Origin of the sequence: Polyangium fumosum (assembly GCF_005144585.1) — a bacterium.
Taxonomy (GTDB): Bacteria; Myxococcota_A; Polyangia; order Polyangiales; family Polyangiaceae; genus Polyangium; species Polyangium fumosum.
This window is the reverse complement of the sequence record NZ_SSMQ01000017.1, coordinates 38,246-55,389: the sequence shown is the minus strand read 5'-3', so window position 1 is coordinate 55,389 and position 17,144 is coordinate 38,246. Positions and strand designations below refer to the sequence as shown.

At 68.6% G+C, this 17,144-nt stretch carries 14 protein-coding genes; 7 read left to right on the top strand and 7 right to left on the bottom strand.

Features of this window, described 5'->3' with window-relative positions; all coding sequences use genetic code 11:
- Positions 1 to 53: 53 nt before the first annotated feature.
- Positions 54 to 671, top strand: coding sequence for a glutathione S-transferase family protein (locus tag E8A74_RS18010; RefSeq protein ID WP_136930256.1), 618 nt, complete (start codon positions 54 to 56; stop codon positions 669 to 671).
- A 75-nt stretch (positions 672 to 746) separates the two neighbouring features.
- Here E8A74_RS18010 and E8A74_RS18005 read toward each other — a convergent pair whose 3' ends face one another.
- The 4 genes from E8A74_RS18005 to E8A74_RS17990 are packed head-to-tail and all read right to left on the bottom strand — an operon-like array spanning position 747 to position 5,472.
- The gene (locus E8A74_RS18005) at positions 747 to 1,304 is read right to left on the bottom strand and encodes a peptidylprolyl isomerase (RefSeq protein WP_136930255.1); all 558 of its coding nucleotides are present in this window, start codon (positions 1,302 to 1,304) and stop codon (positions 747 to 749) included.
- A complete protein-coding gene (locus E8A74_RS18000; protein WP_136930254.1) occupies positions 1,301 to 3,487 on the bottom strand; it encodes a hypothetical protein in 2,187 nt (728 codons plus the stop codon). Before E8A74_RS18000 ends, E8A74_RS18005 begins: the two co-directional genes overlap by 4 nt.
- Positions 3,484 to 4,350: a PHP domain-containing protein gene (locus tag E8A74_RS17995; RefSeq protein ID WP_136930253.1), complete on the bottom strand. Its 867-nt coding sequence runs from the start codon at positions 4,348 to 4,350 to the stop codon at positions 3,484 to 3,486. Before E8A74_RS17995 ends, E8A74_RS18000 begins: the two co-directional genes overlap by 4 nt.
- Entirely contained in the window at positions 4,351 to 5,472 is a 1,122-nt protein-coding gene (locus tag E8A74_RS17990; protein ID WP_136930252.1) for a hypothetical protein, read from the bottom strand.
- Positions 5,473 to 5,496: 24 nt separating this feature from the next.
- On the opposite strand from E8A74_RS17990, the gene E8A74_RS17985 reads away from it, so the two are divergent.
- The 4 genes from E8A74_RS17985 (at position 5,497) to E8A74_RS17970 (ending at position 10,928) form a co-directional block, all read left to right on the top strand.
- Entirely contained in the window at positions 5,497 to 7,482 is a 1,986-nt protein-coding gene (locus tag E8A74_RS17985; protein WP_136930251.1) for an alpha-amylase family glycosyl hydrolase, read from the top strand.
- A 116-nt stretch (positions 7,483 to 7,598) separates the two neighbouring features.
- A complete protein-coding gene (locus E8A74_RS52400) occupies positions 7,599 to 9,005 on the top strand; it encodes a hypothetical protein (RefSeq protein WP_170229208.1) in 1,407 nt (468 codons plus the stop codon).
- A gap of 70 nt (positions 9,006 to 9,075) precedes the next feature.
- Positions 9,076 to 9,705 (top strand): hypothetical protein, encoded by a 630-nt coding sequence (locus tag E8A74_RS17975; protein WP_136930250.1) that lies wholly within the window; start codon positions 9,076 to 9,078, stop codon positions 9,703 to 9,705.
- Positions 9,702 to 10,928, top strand: a complete 1,227-nt coding sequence (locus E8A74_RS17970) for a YncE family protein (RefSeq protein ID WP_136930249.1) — start codon at positions 9,702 to 9,704, stop codon at positions 10,926 to 10,928. Before E8A74_RS17975 ends, E8A74_RS17970 begins: the two co-directional genes overlap by 4 nt.
- On the opposite strand, the gene E8A74_RS17965 is transcribed toward E8A74_RS17970, so the two are convergent.
- Positions 10,925 to 11,665: a c-type cytochrome gene (locus E8A74_RS17965; protein ID WP_136930248.1), complete on the bottom strand. Its 741-nt coding sequence runs from the start codon at positions 11,663 to 11,665 to the stop codon at positions 10,925 to 10,927. The two genes, E8A74_RS17970 and E8A74_RS17965, sit on opposite strands and share 4 nt — an antisense overlap.
- Before the next feature lie 74 nt (positions 11,666 to 11,739).
- Here E8A74_RS17965 and E8A74_RS17960 point away from each other — a divergent pair, with 74 nt between their 5' ends.
- A complete protein-coding gene (locus E8A74_RS17960) occupies positions 11,740 to 12,534 on the top strand; it encodes a phosphatidylethanolamine N-methyltransferase family domain-containing protein (RefSeq protein ID WP_136930247.1) in 795 nt (264 codons plus the stop codon).
- Here E8A74_RS17960 and E8A74_RS17955 read toward each other — a convergent pair.
- On the bottom strand, positions 12,524 to 13,867 hold the full coding sequence (locus tag E8A74_RS17955; protein ID WP_136930246.1) for an NAD(P)/FAD-dependent oxidoreductase: 1,344 nt from the start codon (positions 13,865 to 13,867) through the stop codon (positions 12,524 to 12,526). The genes E8A74_RS17960 and E8A74_RS17955 overlap by 11 nt on opposite strands.
- 66 nt (positions 13,868 to 13,933) lie before the next feature.
- The gene (locus tag E8A74_RS17950) at positions 13,934 to 14,593 is read right to left on the bottom strand and encodes a hypothetical protein (RefSeq protein ID WP_136930245.1); all 660 of its coding nucleotides are present in this window, start codon (positions 14,591 to 14,593) and stop codon (positions 13,934 to 13,936) included.
- 349 nt (positions 14,594 to 14,942) lie between these two features.
- On the opposite strand from E8A74_RS17950, the gene E8A74_RS17945 reads away from it, so the two are divergent.
- A complete protein-coding gene (locus tag E8A74_RS17945) occupies positions 14,943 to 17,132 on the top strand; it encodes a S9 family peptidase (RefSeq protein WP_232379625.1) in 2,190 nt (729 codons plus the stop codon).
- The last annotated feature ends 12 nt before the right edge of the window (positions 17,133 to 17,144 follow it).

The window sequence follows — 17,144 nt, the reverse complement described above, 5'->3', positions numbered from 1 at the left end:
GGAGTATGGAGCGGAGCGAAATATCCCGTTCCGTGACGGGGAGGAGGATTCTCATGAAGGTCTACGGTCATCCGGCGAGCACGTGCACGCGCAAGCTCCTTTGCGCTCTGGCGGAGAAGGGCGTGGATTACGAGTTCGTGCTCGTCGACATCATGAAGGGCGACCAGAAGAGCGCCGAGCACCTCGCCCGTCACCCCTTCGGCGTCGTGCCCGTCCTCGACGACGACGGCTTCGTGCTCTACGAGTCGCGCGCGATCCTGCGTTACCTCAACGCGAAGCTCGGCGGCCTGGCCCCGACGGACGCGAAGGATCTCGGGGTCATGGAGCAGTGGATCAGCGTCGAGCAGTCGTACTTCAGCCCGCCCGCGATGAAGGCGATCCTCGAGATCTTCTTCTCGCCGATGAAGGGCACGACGCCGGACCCGGACGTCATCGCGAAGGGCAAGGCGGAGGCGGCGAAGGCCCTCGACGTGCTCGACCGCGCGCTCGTCGGCAAGGAGTTCCTCGCCGGTTCGTTCTCGATCGCGGAGATCACCTACGCGCCGTACTTCCAATACCTCTTCGACACGGGCCTCGGCGACATCGTCAAGGAGCGCCCGAACGTCGCGGCGTGGTGGAGCCGCATCAGCGAGCGCCCGTCCTGGCAGAAGGCGATCGGCAAGGCCCGCTGATTCATTCGACGACGTAAGGAAATGAAAAAGGCGCGCCTCCCGGGGAGAACCGGGGGCGCGCCTTTTCGTTTCGGGTCACTGCGACCGGAAGATCAAGTGGAAGCCGAACTCGGTCTCCACGACATCGCTCATCTGGTTGACGGCGAGCTCGAACGCCGCGTCCGCGAACGGCTTGACCACCATGGCGCGCTCGATCTCCCCCACGGAGCCGCCGCGCGACGCCGCGCCGGGCTCCTCGCTGTACTCCTTCACCATCTCGTCGAAATCCGCGCCCTCGCGCAGCTTGTCGCGCGCCTCCATCGCCCGCAGACACGCCTCCTCGCGCGAGCGCTTGATCGACGCGTCCGCGTTTTTCGTGCCCTTGAATCTCACGAGGATGTGTTTGACCGTCACCTTCGGCGGCTCGCCGCTGAACTTCGCGCGCTTCGCGTTGGCCGTCGCAATACATTGCTCGGCCTTCTCCGCGTCCGGCCCGGCCGCCGCCGCGTCCCCGCTCGCCTCGGGCTTCGGCGCCTCGGCGACCTTCTCGGGCGCCTTTTCCGCGGGCGTCACGGGCTCCGGGGCTGCGCCGCCGCACGCCACGAAAAGCGCCGCAGCGAGGAGCGTGAGACCGCCTTTTCCTGCCTTCGTCATTCCTCTTCTCCTTCCTTGTCCTTCGGCGCCTCGACGGCCTTCGCCGTCGCCTCGGCCGGCGCCGCCGCCGCCGCGTGGTCGAGCCGCTCGCGCAGCCGCCGATAGCCATCCTTGATGCGCCCTCGATGCGCGCTCACCACGATCACCAAACCCACGAGCCATAGCACCGCGATCGGCGCCACGGCCGTGTCCGTCACGTACACCAGCGTCGGCCGGAACGGCCGATCTTTCGTCACGAGCTCCCGGCTCGCGCTCATCGAATGTCGATATCCCGGCAGCGGCAGCGGCACCGGCGTCACGCCCTCCAGCACCCCGCCGCCTTTGCCCATCCAACCATTGCCCAGTCGATCATCTTCCAGCTTTCCACCCAGCGTCGATGCAGGCGCGGCCGCCCGCTGCGGCGGCGGCTCGTAGCTGATGTCCGACGATTTCATCGGCGAACGCGCGCTCATCGCCGCGAGCCCGATGAGCCCCACGAGCCCGAGCCCGCCGACGAGCACGATCGTCGCCGCCGCCCGCGCCGCGCCCTTCGCGAACACGCCCACGAGCCAGATCAGCCCCCAGAGCCCGAGCGCGATGAGCGAAAGCACGAACCCCGGCTGCCACAAGAACCACAACGACGCGAGCACGATTCCCCCGAGGATCCGCATCGTCCGCAATCGCGACGGGCTCGTCCCGGGCCCCGGCCGCACCGCGGCCCAGCCGGCCGCGAAGCCGATGCCCGACACCAGGAGATCACTGCCCTCCACCGCCCATTTCGGCCGATCTCCGCCGAGCAACGCCAGCGGAAACACCCCCGCCGGCAATCCCACGGTCAGATCCGTCCGGCTCGCCGTCAATGCATACGACGGCATTGGCACCGTCACCGTCCCGAAGAGCGGCTTGAGCCCCGTCTGCGAGAGCGATTGCACCTGCACCGTCTGGCTGCCCGTCCGGAGCGGCACCAGGATCTCCTCGGAATCCGCGCCCTGCCGCATGATCCGCTCGGCCTTGCCCGACGTCGACAGGAAGATCGGCCGCCCCGAGGGCGCATACGCGAGGTAATCGACGCCATTGTTCTCGTAGGTCACGTAATCCTGCGAGACCACGTCGCCGCGCGCCGTCAGCACCACCGTCCGCTGGTGCGATTGCACCACCGCGGCGAGCGCATCCACGGCCGCGAGCGGCGTCACGGCCGCCTCCATCTTCTGGCCTTTTTGCACCAGAAAGAGCCGCGACGTCGGCTGCGACCGCGGAATGGGCGACTCGGCCGAATCCACCTGCCGCGCGTCCCCGGTCACGGCCACCCGATGCTCCGGATCACTCTCGAGGAGCCACCATTCGTACCCCGATCGCGCGTCCGGCGCCATCGCCCCGAGCTTCGCGAGCGTGCCCGTGATCGTCATCTCCGCCGTCCGCCCCGACGTCGGCAAGACGAGCTCGTTTCCCTCGACCCGGAACCCCGTCGCGCCCGTCACGTCGAGCACCTTCTCGCCGAGCGAGAGCGGCAAACGGACGACCCCGAGGTCCGTCCCCGAGCGCATCACGAGCCGATATTCAAAGCTGATCTCGCGCCCCACGCGCACCGCGCGCGAGAGCTGAAAGACCGTGGGCCCCGCCTCGGCCGCCTTGTCCTGCCGGTTCAGGTGGATCGTCGTCCCGACGATCCCGGACAAACGGGACCCCTCGACCACCGCGCCCGACGCGAGATCCGCCTCCAGCGTGTTCAAGGGCCCGGGGATCTGGAGCGTCAGATCGGTCCCGAGCGTCATTTTTCCTTTGAGCACGAACCGCCGGGCGGACGTGTGCAGGAAATACTTATCGCCCTCGAATCCGATCGCCGCTTCCTTGTCGTTCTCCGTCACGCCTTCGAGCCGCACCTCTTTCGGCGGACCGAACAGCGGCACGTCGACGGCCCCGTCCGCGAGCACCCGGCCCACGAGTTCGAATTCGAGCGGCCCCTCCCCGACCCGCCCCGAGAGCGTGAGCCTCTCCAGCGTATAACACCGCGCCGCGCACGAAGGCCCCTTGCCCCGGTCCGCGATCCATTTCGACAACGCGTCGAGCTCGCCCGCCCATCCTCCCGGAGGCGGGGTCGGCGCTGGCTGCACCGGGGCCGGCGCCGCTGGCGGATCGGCCGCGAGCGCCGCGCCCGGCACGAGGATCAACGCCGCCGAGAGCAACCCGAGCGAGCGCCGCTTCATGCCGAGAGAATCGCCTCGATCGGCAGCGCTCGCCCCAGGATCCGCTCGATCGTGGAGACCGGCGTCCCCGCGGCGGGCTTCACGTACCGTGCATTCTGGTGATCGTCCGACGATGCCGTCCAGCATTTCTTGTGCTCCTCCGCGAACGCGCGGAACGACTCGGCCACCTCTGCCTTGTGGCGCGACGTATAAACCTCGATCCCGCTCGCCCGCAGCAGGACCGCGCGGGTCCTCTCCTTGTCGCGGTACCGGCCCGGGTGGGCCACGACGTCGAGCGCGCCGTCCTGCCGAATGCATTCGATCGCCTCCTCCGGCGTCCAGCCGAAGAGCTCCCGATCCTCCTCCCAGAACCGCACATGGTGGTCACGGAACGCTGGAAACAACGCCGTCCGGGAGGCGATGCGGTCCAGCATCGATTGCAGCGCCGGAAAATCGGCCGGCGCGAGCGCCTCGAATTCACCTCCCGGATCGATCGCGCGCCGCTCCGCCTCCGAGATCCCCTCCATCCAGGCGAGCACGAACGCCTTCCATTTCGCCTGCACCCGCTCGCCCCGCCGGAAGAGCGCCGTTTGCCGGAGGAGCGGCAGCATCGAGAAGCGCGCCGGAAAGTACGCGAGCACGTGGAACTGCTCGGCCCGGTCCGTCCCGAAATGCAAAAACGACGTCACCTCCAGGGCCGGCAGGAACAGGAGCCCCGCGTCCGCCGCCGCCCGCGCGGCGCGCGGCACGGCGGCGAGCACGTCGTGATCCGCCACGGCGATCACGCGCATCCCGATCTCGCGACGGAAATCCACGTACGCCTCCGGCGTCGCGCGGCCGTCCGAGAAGAGCGTGTGCCCGTGCAGGTCCGTCGGGAGGAGCATTCAGGGCAGCGCGTTCGAGATCGAGAACGAATAATTCGTGAAGGCCCCGTTCGGGTTGTCGTACTTGTCGGCCTTCAGCATCTTCTCCCCATCCGCGTACCATTTCGCCGTGACGTTCGCGTACCCCGTGTAATCGGCGACGAGGTACGTCTTCACGTGCGTGTACATCAGCATCCGCCGCGCCTTCGCGGGCACCTGGATCTTCCCCTCGTACGTCGTGCGCCCCGCGCCCAGGAAACGCGAATTCGGGGTCTCCGCGAGCATCACCTCGGGCCGCCACTCGAGGCCGTCGTCGAAATACACCCCGTAGGCGACCTCGTGCACGATCTTGCCGTAAATCGGGATCGTCACCCACCCGAACCGGCTCGCGCTCTGCGCCGTGCCGATCTGCGTGTCGATCAGCGATTTGTCGACCACCACGTCGGCCCGCCAGTCCGACACCGCAAGGAGCAGCTCGGCCCCCGCGATCGGATCGTCGCCCTCGATGATCTTGTTTCGTTTCGTCGACTGCGCCCAATCCATGAACAGGCTCTTGTTCGGCAGCTCCCCGCCGAAGACCGCGAGCTTCGAAAGCTCCGCCGCCGTGATGCTCGCGCTCACGCCCGCAGGCGCGAGGTCCGTGATCGTCAGCGCGAACGTGAGCCAGTCGGCCTTCGACGGCACGATGAACGTCTTCGTGAGCGCTTTGAGGCCATACGAATCCGCGCCGCTGTAGCTCGTCACCGGGCTCTTCAGCGATGCGATCGGCGTCGCCTTGTCGATGGCGCCCACCGTCACCGTCGCCGTGATCTGCTTGAGCCGCGCGAGATCCGTCGGAAGCGGCGACCCCGGGTAGAGCTTGTCCCAGAGCAGCCACACGGGCAGCTCCAGCGAGAGCGCCTGGCCGGCGCGCAGGAACTCGTCCGTGTTCGCGTTGACGAGCTTCACCGTGAAGTTGCCCGGAAAGCCGTCGAGCGCGAGCGTGCCCGTGCCCGGGGAAAGCTCGTCCTCGGCCTCGGCGATCGACTCCTCGCCCGGCTCGATCGGCTCGGCCACGCACCCCGTCTGCGCCCCGGAAAGGGCGATGAGCCCCGACGCCGCGGCGACGCCCGTCCCCGCCTTTCGCACCCTCACCTTGATCATTGCCCGAGGGTAAGATGAAGCCGCGTGCCGCGACAAGACCCGACCACACCCCTCCCGCATGATCCCGCCTCACCGCGTGATCTCCGTCCCGTCCACCTGCGCGCGCGTGGCGCCTTCCCCGGCGCGAAGCCCGGCGCGCCCGTCGAGCTGCTCGGCGAGGTCTGCGACTGGCAAACGGGGATCCCGCTCGCGTCGACGCCAACCTCGAAGCCCGACGAACGAATCGCCGAAGCCACGCTCGACCTCCCCGTCGGCATGTATTCGTACAAGCTCCGCGCGGGCGGTTCCTGGTCGCTCGACCTCGACAATCCGCGGACACGCTCGCGGGATCGCATTCGGAACAGCGTCCTCTCCGTCGGAGGCGCGCCCGAGCCGCTGCTCTTCGCCCCGGCGCCGCCCTTCGTCGTGCGAGCGCCCGAGGGAGACCATTGCATCGTCACGGCCGGCGTGCGCCGCGGCCACGGTACGTCGTTGCGACTCTCATGGGAATCCGACGACGCGCGCGGCACGATCGAAATGACCCGCGCCGCCGAGGAGGACGAACACCTCTTCTTCCGCGCCGAGCTTCCGGCCGCCGCGGGGCCCATCCGCATCCACTTCGACCCCGGCCCGAACGAGGCCTTTTTCCTCGTACTCGCGCCCGCCGACGATCTCCCCGCCTGGTGGAAAAACGCCGTCCTGTATACGATCTTCGTCGATCGTTTCGCCCCGCGCCCCGGCGCCTCCTGGGGACACGATCCCGGCCGCGATCGTCCTGCCGGCGGGCACCTCGACGGCATTCGCCTGGCATTGCCGCGCCTCGCCGCTCTCGGCGTCACCGTCCTTTACCTCACCCCCACGATCCTCGCGGCCTCCTGCCATCGCTACGACCTCGTCGATCCCCTCCAGATCGACCCGGCCCTCGGCGGCGAGCCCGCCTTCGAGCGCCTCGCCGCGGAGGCCCGCGCCCGCGGGATCCGCATCCTCGTCGACCTCGCCTTCTCGCACGCCGGCCGCGGCTTTCCGCCGTACGAGGACGTCCGCGCGCGCGGCCTCGGCTCCCCGTTCGCCCCCTGGTTTCACTGGACAACCTCGTCCCGCGGCGCGCCCAAGCTCCGCCATTACGGCCGGCGCAAGGACGCTCCTTTGCTGAACCTTGCTCATCCCGAGGTCCGCGCCCTCGTCCTCTCCGCCACGTCCCGCTGGGCGAAACGCGGCGCCTCCGGCCTGCGCCTCGATATGGCCGCCGAAGTCCCGCACGACCTCGCCGTCTCCATTCGCGACACCTTCCGCCGCGAAATTCCCGACGCCGTCGTCCTCGGCGAACTCGTCCCGGCCCACGCCCACCGCTGGACGAGCCGCGGCGCCCTCGATTGCGCCACCGATTTCGGCTTCCACGACGTCCTCGTCGATTTCCTCGCCAAACGCGCCATCCCCGCCGAATTCGCGGCCCAGCGGCTCGCCCTCCTCGACCTCGATCGAGGCGCGCCCGGCGCACGCTCGCTTCGGTTCGTCTCGACCCACGACCACCCCCGCTTCACCAGCATCGCCCGCAAACACGGCGGCCCTTCCCGCTCCGGCCTCCTCGGCCTCTTCGTCCTCCTCACGTGGCCCGGCGTCCCCTCGCTTCTTTATGGCGAGGAGTACGACCTCTTCGCCGAAACCCCCGTCGCCGAGCCCGAGGACGTCTGGCCCGATCGAATGCCCCTCCCGCTCCGCCCGGATTCCGCCGGCGAGCGCGCGTTTTCAATCGTCCGCTCCCTCCTCACCCTCCGCGCATCTCACCCCGCGCTCGGCCGCGGCGCCCTCGAAATCCTCTTCGCCGAGGGCGGCCTCTTCCTCTTTCGCCGCACCCACGAGGGCGAGGTCCTCGACGTCGCCGTCAATGTCGCTTCCCCCGTCGACATGGATCTCGAGGACGACGAATTCCCCGTCGCTTCCCTCCTCTTCGCGCTCGGCGAAGCTCGGCTCTCGGGCCAGACGCTCACGCTTGCCACAGACGCGGCGGCGCTCGTCCTTCGCGCCCGCTGAGCGCGGGTCCTTTCGGCAACCACGGTTGACGGAGGGCCTGGAGAAGGGCACCTTCCCGGGCGGGCCGCGGCGAGACCTCGCCTGGCCATGATCCCGAATCTTGGGGAGGTGCTTTCATGAACTTGCAGAAATGGTGGTTCTTCGTGTCAATTGCCACGGCCGCCCTGGGCGGGGGATGTGCGGTGGAGATCCGCGATTACAGCAGTTCCGGCAGCGGAGGACAGGCCGGCGCGGGTGGGCAGGGCGGCCAGGGGGGCCAGGGAGGCCAGCCCGGCTGCGTGAATCCCGGCGCGGAAGGCTGCCCCTGCGCGGCGGACGGCACGTGCAATCCCGGGCTCTCCTGCAAGGAAGGCACCTGCATCGACGCCTTCCCCCATTGCGGCAACGACAGCATCGACGAGGGCGAGACCTGCGACGACGGCAACAAGGTCGACGAAGACGGCTGCAGCTCCACCTGCCAGATCGAGGCGGTTTGTCTCGTCAACCACATCGGCGGCGATCCCTCGGTCGTGAGCTCGATTCGCGTCGACCAGGACGGCACCATGACGCTCGCCGATCTGCGCGTCCTCGACGGGTCCCATACCATCGGCCTCTGGCCCTTCCGCCAGCGGGCCGCGGCGCGATGCGGCCGCCGCGTCTATTTCACTCTCCAGACGAGTGATTCCATCGAGGCCGTGGAGGTCACCCCCACGGGCAAGCTCCTCCCCGTCGGGGCCACGAAAAGCGTGCCCGACGTGGCCGGGCTCCTCTGCGACGAGAAAAACAACGTCCTCTTCGTCATGAGCCACACGGACACGGTCGACGTCCGTGCGTATTCGATCGGCCCGAGCGGCGAGCTCGTCGACGTCGACCACAAGACGCTCATTTTCCCTGTGGGCTCGCTCGATACCGTCGCCTTCACGATGCACCCGCAACAACCTGCGTTCTACGTGTTCGGCGGATCCACCAGCGGCATCAACCCGGCCGAAAACAAGGTCGTGGGGGCCTTCGTGCGTTATGCCGCCGATGGGAAGATGACCGTGGATCAACCCTCGGTCACGGCCGACACGGGGGAAGGCTTCTTCCACGCGACCTTCCTCTCGACCGACGGCAAGTTCATGGGTTTTACCGGGTACAGCGGTGGCGGGTTCGCGAATTACGAGCTCGCCGAGGCTGGAAACATCCCCACCGGCGTGTCGCCCACCTACAGCGGCGCCGGGTTCTCGAATGGATACGACGCGATCGCGCTGGATGGCGATCTCTTCTACCATTCCCACAGCGATGCGAACGTGAGCGCGTGTCGCTTCACGCCGGGCGAGAAGGCCACTTGCCTCACCGCCACCCCCGCCACCGGCGGCCTGAACCGCCTCTACCTCGCCTATGGGGGAAAGATGCTCATCGCAGCGAGCGGTTATGGCGGCGCCATCGACACCTTCGCTCTCGGGGACGACAAAACCGCACCCAACAAGCTCGCGACGTTCCCCCTCGACAAGACCGAGAGCTTCCACGCGAGCGCGCTCGTTCCCTGCTTCCACGCGCCCTGACGCCTGGCCACGGGCCCCCGATGCGCTACGCTCCGAAGGGCCACCGCTCACGCGCCGCACGGAGCTTGCCATGAAAAACCTTTTTCATCTCGCCATTCTGATCCCACTCGCCTCGGCATCCCTCTATGCCTGCCACGACGACGAGGAGAGCGTCCCCGCAGGGTACGAGGACGTCGTCTACGGGGGAACGACCACGGATGAAGCGCTCGCGGCGTTCCTCACCGCCGTCGAAGCAAACCCGCCCGCGAACGCCCCCTCGCAGGCCCCCACGTTGCTCAACCCGCCCGCGGGTGCGCTCTCGGCCGCGACCATTCCCACGTTTTCCTGGGCCGTCGGCGCCACCTCGCGCCTCACGCCGCCCGCGCCCCCGTCGCTCCTGCCCGCCGAGCCGCGCGCCGAGCCCCTCCTCGCCCCGCTCGCCGCGCTCCTCGGGCCCGTCCGCGCGGCGCACGCCCACGGCACGCCGTTCACGGGGTATGCGACCTGGCTCGTCGTCTCCTCCGACGCCGACCCCAAGCTCGCCCGCGTCTTCACGAGCGAGACCTCGTGGAAGCCCTCGGATTCAGTCTGGGCGCGTATCACCGCGGCCAAGGCGACCCTCACGGTCGAGCTCCAGGGCGCGCAGCTCGTCGACAACCGCATCGACATGGACGGCGGCCCCTTCCAGGGCAGCAAAACCACCTTTACGATCACGCCATGACCGCATTTCATCTTCGCGCCCTCGCCGGCGCCGCCCTGCTCATCGCCCTGCCTGCATGCGGGGAAGCCCCCGTCGAGCATCGCTACGACCCGTACACGGGCAACGCATTCCCGGATCGACGCGAGCCCGTCGCCGTCCCTCCGGGCGGACTCGGAATCATCACGGACAGCCTCTCGGACACGATCTCGCTCCTCGACCTCGGCACGGGCGAGAAGGTCGGGCATGTCCCGGTCGGCCGCGACCCGGTCGGCCTCGACGGCCCGCACCACGTCGCCGTCGATAAGGCTGGCGGCTTCGTCTACATCGGCCTCTCCTATCCCGTCGTCGCGACCGGCGGCCCGCATGCCTCGCACGGCGGCAGCATCCAGCCCGGCTACGTGCAAAAGCTCTCGCTCGCCGATTTCCGCATCCTCGGCCAGGTCCGCGTCGACGCGAATCCCGGCGACATCGTGGCCTCGGACGACGGCCGCCGCGTCGTCGTCTCCCATTTCGATCTCCAGCGCGCGATCAAGAACGCGGGCAACCTCGACAAGGCCCGCGCCACGCTCGCGCTGCTCGACCCGGGTGCCATCCTCCCCACCGGCTCGGTCGATCCGGCGCGGATCACCACCTGCATCGCGCCGCACGGCATGGTCCTTTCGCGGCCCGACGGCGCTCGCGCCTATGTAGCCTGTTATGGGGAAGACGTGGTCGCCGTGGTCGACCTCGACAAACGCGAGGTCGTCGATCGGATCCCCGTCGACGCCTCCGGCAGCGCGATCGGAGATCCGAAATACGGCCCCTACTCGGTCGTCCTCTCCCCCGACGGAAAAACCCTGGCGCTCGGCAACACGGTCTCGAAGGACGTGCGTTTCTTCGACATCGAGGCGAACGTGATGGACCCGGACCGCCAGATCGACACGCTCGGCGCGCCCTTCTTCCCGGTCTTCTCCGAAGACGGAAAGCGCCTCTGGATCCCGACACAATCGCCGGACGCGCTCGTCCTGTGGGACCTCGAAAACGACCAGGAGGTCACCCGCCGCGATTTCGCGGCCAACGAATGCAAATGGCCCCACGTCGCCGATCGGCTCGACGACACGCGGCTCGTCCTCATCTGCGAGGGTGATCACGTGACGGCAGGCAAGGCCCTCGTGCTCGACGCCGCGACGCTCGCGACGCAGAGCGAGGCCGTCGTCGGCGTCTATCCCGACGCCATTGCGCGCATCCCGGGCGCGGCGCCCTAAGGCACGCCCATGTAGGCGAGCAGATCCCCCATCTGCTCGTCGGAGAGCACCTCCAGCGAAAACGGCGGCATCTGCCCGCCGTACCCCAGAAACCCGCCGTGCCGCGTCTTCTGCACGAAGACGAGCCTGCGTTGCTCGGGCGTGTACGTGCCGAGCGGGTGCTCGGCGAGCGTCTGGTCCGGCAGGACCGGCGCGCGCGCCACGAGGCGGCCGTCGCCCGTCTTTACGGCGCCATGGCAATTCTTGCAGGCGCGCGAATAGACGCTCGCACCCGCGGTCGCGTCGCCCGGGGGCGGCGCCGACACCTGCACGGGCACCGTGAACGGCCAGGCTTCCTCGTCCGCAGAGCCCGCAGGCAGCGCGTCGAGATACGCGAAGAGCGCGCCGGCCCGCTCGTCCTCGGCCGACCAGGATTTGCTCGACAGCATGAAATAATAGAGGCAATGGTTCATCGAGCGGAGCAGCTCGAGCTCCATTCCGCCCCAGTACGAGGCCCGCCGCGTCACGCCCGCGAGCGGCGCGCCGGGAAGGATGGGCCCGTCCGCGGACGGCTTCGACGTCGGATGGCACGTCGCGCAGGAGAACGCATTGGCGCTCGTCTCCGTGATCGTCGGGTCCGAGAACAGCGCCTTGCCGTGGTCCTCCGCCGAGCCCTCCACGATCTCGGTCTCCGGTTCACACGCGCAAAGGAGCCCCGAAAGGAGCGCGGCTCCGGCCAGAAAAGACATCCATCGCATAGGGCCCATCCTAGCAGCCGCCCCACGAGCTGGCTTGTGCCCGCCGCGCCGGCTGTAGTATCACGCTGGAAACCGTGCCCACCTACACCGGCGACGCCACCTACGACCTCGTCCTCTCGATCGCGCTCGGGTTTGCCCTGTTCGTCGCGGTCGCCGCGTGGTTCGTCCCCTCGCCTTATGGCCGCTTCGCGAGCCCGCGCTTCGGCGTCGCGCTCGATCCGCGCCTCGGCTGGTTCCTCATGGAGCTGCCCGCGACGCTCTCGTTCCTCTACTTCTACACCCGCGGCCCGAACCGCGGCGCGCTCGTCCCGCTCGTCTTCCTCGGGATGTGGCTCCTCCATTACGGCAACCGCGGCTTTTATTTTCCGCTCTCGATGCGCGTCCCGAAGGGCCAGCGCTCCTCGTTCGGGCTCCTCGTCGTGGGCACGGGCGTCCTCGTCACCTCGATGCACGGCTACCTCCACGCCGACTTCATCTCGCGCCTCGGCCCCCATTACGGCCCCGAATGGCTCCACGACCCGCGGTTCCTCGTGGGTTTCGTGATCTATTACATTTCGTTCGGTGCCACCTTGCACTCGGACTCGATCCTGCGGAACCTGCGCACCCGCGAGGAGGTCCAGAGCGGCGAACGGGTCTACCGCATCCCGCGTGGTGGCCTCTTCCGGTGGGTCACGAACCCGAGTTACCTGGCCGAGCTCACGGGCTGGGCCGGGTTTGCCCTCTGCACGTGGTCGCTCGCCGGCGTCTTCATCTTCGCCATCAGCGCCGCGAACCTCGTGCCGCGCGCGTTCGCCACGCACACCTGGTACTGCGAGAAATTCCCCGATTATCCGCCCGAGCGGCGCGCCCTGATCCCGTTCATCCTGTAGGAACCAGGATTCCGAGGTCGACGAGCCCTTCGAGCCCCACGAGCAGGCGGCGATCCCCGAGCGGCGCCGCGGCCTGGAGCGCGGCGAGCGCCTCGTGCGCGGGGCGCGGGCTCCGCAGGAAATCGAGCACAGAGGCGAGCGCCTTTGGTGGAAGGAGCGACTCGACCGGCGCCATCACGTGCGGGTCGGGCTCGCGCCCATCCCACTGCAACATCGCCCGCGGATCCAGCGTGATCGCCTCGGTTTGCCAATCGATCGCCTGGCGCCGCTTCCAGAAAAGCGCCTCGGAAAAACGGGTCTCCACGCTGTAATAACGCGCCCGTCGATCCAGATGCCCCGCGAGAAACACCGCAGGATCCGTGGCCGGCACGGGCAACACCTCGGCCCCTTCCGCGAGCGCCCGATCGATGTCCGCCGCCACCTCGATCGCCGAACGAAACCCCCGCGAAACGCCGTCCCCCGCCAGCGGATCGCCCGCGACCAGCGCGTCCCCCACCGCGCACCACCGCGCCCCCCGGCCCGGCAGGAGCATTCCCGTATCGGCCCGCACCACACGCGGCGGCTCCTCCAGAATGCATCCTTCGGCGAGCGCCCGCACGTGGTGCGTCCGCTCGAGCGCCTGGAGAAATCGTTCGATCGGCTCCGCGCGAGGCGTCGTGGCCCCGAGATCCGCGTCCGTGAGCAACACGAAAAGCAGCGTTTGTCCCGGCTGCGGCGCGACGTACCACCACCCCGCCTCCGTCGTTTCGAGCAGCAGCTCGGGCTCCACGCCCCGGCCCGCGGGCACCTTCATCCGCCCGACGATCGCAATGGCTCGATCGCAGGCGACCCAGCGCCGCGCGCTCGACCCTACCGCGCCCGCAGGCGCGCCGCGGCCGCTCGCGTCCACGAGGAACCTGCACGAAAATTCGTCCCCCTCGCGCGAGAGCACGCGAAAGCCCCCCGCGGCTTCCTCGATCGTCGGGACGCCCGTCTCTTCCCGGAGCACGACGCCATTGCGCGCCGCGGCGCCCGCGAGCATCGCGTCGAAGCGCGCGCGGTCCACGTGAAACCCCTCGCCGAGCGGATCGACGATCGACGAGCGCGCCGTGATCTCCGCCGAGCCCCAGGCCGAACGTACGCCTCGGAAAGGCACGCACGCCTCGGCCCGAAACGCCTGCAAGACCCCGAGCGTGGCGAGGAGCGGCTCGATTTCGGGCCCGAACGTCTCGCCCACGCGCGGCCGCCCGAGCCGCCCCCGTTCGAGGACGACCACGCTACGGCCTCGCGCGCCGAGCGCAATCGCGGCGGCGAGCCCTGCCGGCCCACCGCCGAGCACCACCACATCGTGCATTGCCCGAAGGCTACCGCCCTCCACTTTCCCTCGTCAATCCGGGATCGAGGGCGGCCTCGGAACGCCTCAGAAATAAGGCCGGAAGAGCACCATGCCGTAGGGCGCGGTCGTGTACGCGCCACTGCCGAAGGTTTGGGCCTGGGCGCCGGCTTCGAGGGCGAGACCGAGGACGTCGGCGATGTTCACCCGATACCCGAGCCGCCCCGAGCCGCCGAATCCGTAGATCGAGTCGACGCCCCAGAGGAACGCGAGCCCGGCCGTGGCGCCGATGTAAAGGCCCTCCTTGCCAAAGGGAGTAAACTCGACCCGCGGCCCGAGCGTGCCGAACACCGCCGTCGTGTTCTTCACCCATCCGCCGAACGGCGGCGGCTCGCAGTTGTTGCACCCTGCCTGCGGCGCGAGCCCCGGATCGAACATCTGAAAGGGCCCGTTGCGCCCCATGTCTTTCTCGATGGTCGACAGATCGAAACCAATCGAGAGGCGTTCGGTCACGTTGTAGCCCGCATGGATGCCGAGCGTCGCGGCCGCGTACTCCGTGGGGATCACCGTCGGTATGCGCACGGTATGGTATGCAACGCCGCCCGAGATGCCCACGTGAAACCGGCGGGGCTTCGCGGGCACGGCCGGCGCGTCCGCGGGTGCGTTCTCGGCGGCGCTCGCCGTAGAGACCACCGCGAGGGTTGCAAGGAGCGCGAGCTTCGAGGCGACGATGAGGGAGATTCGCATGCGGTTACCTGCCTGTGTACCTGCGCGGGGTCTCGGGGGGACAAGCTTCCTGGCCGTCCCGTGACTTCGTCCGGACGATCGGCAATGAACATGCCCGACCTCGCGAGCCCCGAAAAGCCCCAGGAAAACCTCTGACGCTCTGCGCCACTTGCGCAAATTGTGAAACGTCCGTTGCGCAATTCGCGCAAGCCGCCGGAGGGGCCGTTGCGCAATCCGGTCAAACCGTGGGGAACATCACCGATGCTCACGTTCCGCCCGTCGTGACGTCTCCCTGGGCATGGTCGCTCGCGTGGAGTTTCCCGCGGCGATGGTATACGTTGCGCGCCACGCTCACCCGGGAAGAACCACGATGTCCGCAACCAAAACCGACGCCCCGAAGGCCTTCGAAGCCGCCGAGGGCACCCTCGCCGTGGAGGAGGTCGCCCGCCACCCGCTGCCGGGCATGGCGATCCCCGATCAGATCGCTTTCAGCCCCGACGATCGGCTGATCACCTACCTGAAGAGCCCCGAACGCAGCCTCGTGCGGCAGCTCTTCGTCTTCGACCCGGCGACGGGGTCGGAGAGCCTCTTCGTCTCGCCGCCCGACGGCGGCACGACGGAGGAAAACGTCTCGCTCGCGGAGGCGCTTCGCCGCGAACGGCAGCGCCAGCGCGAGATCGGCGTCACCACGTACGCGTGGGCGACCCGCGCGAGCCGCGTGCTCGTGCCCATCAAGGGCGATCTGTACGTGCAAGACGGGCCTTCCGCCTCGCTGCGCAAGCTCGTCGCGTCCGGCGGCGCGCCGATCCTCGACCCGAAGCTCTCGCCCGACGGCGCCGCGGTCGCGTTCGTCCAGGAGGCCGAGCTGTACGTCATTGACGCGACCGGCGGTGCGCCGCGACAGCTCACCTCGGGCGCGCGGGGCACGGGCAAGACGCACGGCCTCGCCGAATACGTGGCGCAGGAGGAAATGGCGCGGCACCACGGGTATTGGTGGTCGACCGACGGAACATGGCTCGCGTTCACCGAGGTCGACGAGACGCATATCCCCATCTATCGGATCGTCCACCAGGGCAAGGCCCAGGTCGGCGCCGAGGCGGAGGAAGACCACCATTACCCATTTGCGGGCGAGGAGAACGCCCGTGTGCGCCTCGGCGTCGTCTCCGCGTCGGGCGGCGAGACCGTCTGGATGGATACGAGCTACGGCGAGGAGGTGTATCTCGCCCGCGTCCATTGGCTCGCGGGCGAAAGGCTCGCGGCGGAGATCCAGAATCGGGCGCAGACCTGGCTCGAGCTCGTGGTCTTCGACCTCGCGACGGGCGCGCGGACGCGGCTTTTGCGCGAAGAGACGAACGTCTGGATCAACCTGCACGACCTCCTCCGCCCGCTCGCGGACGGCGGCTTTTTGTGGGCCTCCGAGCGGACGGGCTATCGGCATCTTTATCGTTACGACCGCGAAGGAACCCTCGTCGCCGAGCTGACGCGCGGAGCGTGGATGGTCGACGACGTCCGCGGCGTCGATGAAAAGGGCCGCTTCGTCTATTTCACGGCCACGGCCGCGAGTGCGCTCGAATGCCACCTCTATGCCGTGTCCTTCGACGGCGGCGAAATGCGCCGCATCACCCCCGAGCCCGGGATGCACGTCGTCACCTGCGACCGCGCCTGCCGCCGCTTCGTCGACGTCTATCACGCCAAGGATCGCCCGCCCACCGTCAAACTCCGCTCGATCGACGACGGCGCCGTGCTCGCGACGCTCCACGACGAGCAGGATCCTCGCATCGCCTCGCTCGGCCTCACGCCGCCCGAGATCGTCTCATTCCTCTCGCGGGACGGCGAAACCCTGCATGGCGCGCTCTATCGCCCGCCGGCGCATTTCGGCAGCGGCCCGTTTCCGACGATCGTGTACGTATATGGCGGCCCGCACGTCCAGCTCGTGACGAACGGCTGGAACATGACGGTCACGATGCGTCCGCAATGGCTGCGCAGCCTCGGCTACCTCGTGTTCATGGTGGACAACCGCGGCAGCGCGCGGCGCGGGCTCGCGTTCGAGGGCGCGCTCAAGAACCGCATGGGCTCGATCGAGGTCGACGATCAGGTCGACGGCGTCCGCTGGCTCGTCGCGCAGGGCCTCGCGGATCCTGCGCGCGTCGGCGTGTATGGCTGGAGTTATGGCGGGTACATGGCCGCGATGTGCCTCGCGCGCGCGCCCGAGACCTTCAAGGTCGCGGTCGCCGGCGCGCCCGTCACGCACTGGGACGGCTACGACACCCATTACACCGAGCGGTACATGGGCATGCCATCGGACAACCCGCGCGGCTACGAGGAGAGCAGCGTGATGCGCCACGTCGAGAACATCCGCGGCAAGCTCATGCTCGTGCACGGGCTCATCGACGAGAATGTTCATTTCCGACACACCGCGCGGCTCGTCAACGCCATGATCGGCACCCGCAAGCCGTACGACCTCCTCCTCTTCCCGGACGAGCGCCACATGCCCCGCCGACCGCCGGACCGCATCTACATGGAAGAGCTCATTCGCGATTATTTTGTGCGGAACCTCTGAGACGGAATCCAC

Excerpts from the sequence above, each read along its gene's own strand:
- E8A74_RS52400 (WP_170229208.1), top strand. The coding sequence starts at position 7,599 with ATGAACTTGCAGAAATGGTGGTTCTTCGTGTCAATTGCCACGGCCGCC.
- E8A74_RS17990 (WP_136930252.1), bottom strand. The coding sequence starts at position 5,472 with ATGATCAAGGTGAGGGTGCGAAAGGCGGGGACGGGCGTCGCCGCGGCG.
- E8A74_RS17970 (WP_136930249.1), top strand. The coding sequence starts at position 9,702 with ATGACCGCATTTCATCTTCGCGCCCTCGCCGGCGCCGCCCTGCTCATC.
- E8A74_RS17975 (WP_136930250.1), top strand. The coding sequence starts at position 9,076 with ATGAAAAACCTTTTTCATCTCGCCATTCTGATCCCACTCGCCTCGGCA.
- E8A74_RS17945 (WP_232379625.1), top strand. The coding sequence starts at position 14,943 with ATGTCCGCAACCAAAACCGACGCCCCGAAGGCCTTCGAAGCCGCCGAG.
- E8A74_RS17965 (WP_136930248.1), bottom strand. The coding sequence starts at position 11,665 with ATGCGATGGATGTCTTTTCTGGCCGGAGCCGCGCTCCTTTCGGGGCTC.
- E8A74_RS17995 (WP_136930253.1), bottom strand. The coding sequence starts at position 4,350 with ATGCTCCTCCCGACGGACCTGCACGGGCACACGCTCTTCTCGGACGGC.
- E8A74_RS17955 (WP_136930246.1), bottom strand. The coding sequence starts at position 13,867 with ATGCACGATGTGGTGGTGCTCGGCGGTGGGCCGGCAGGGCTCGCCGCC.
- E8A74_RS17950 (WP_136930245.1), bottom strand. The coding sequence starts at position 14,593 with ATGCGAATCTCCCTCATCGTCGCCTCGAAGCTCGCGCTCCTTGCAACC.
- E8A74_RS18010 (WP_136930256.1), top strand. The coding sequence starts at position 54 with ATGAAGGTCTACGGTCATCCGGCGAGCACGTGCACGCGCAAGCTCCTT.
- E8A74_RS18005 (WP_136930255.1), bottom strand. The coding sequence starts at position 1,304 with ATGACGAAGGCAGGAAAAGGCGGTCTCACGCTCCTCGCTGCGGCGCTT.
- E8A74_RS18000 (WP_136930254.1), bottom strand. The coding sequence starts at position 3,487 with ATGAAGCGGCGCTCGCTCGGGTTGCTCTCGGCGGCGTTGATCCTCGTG.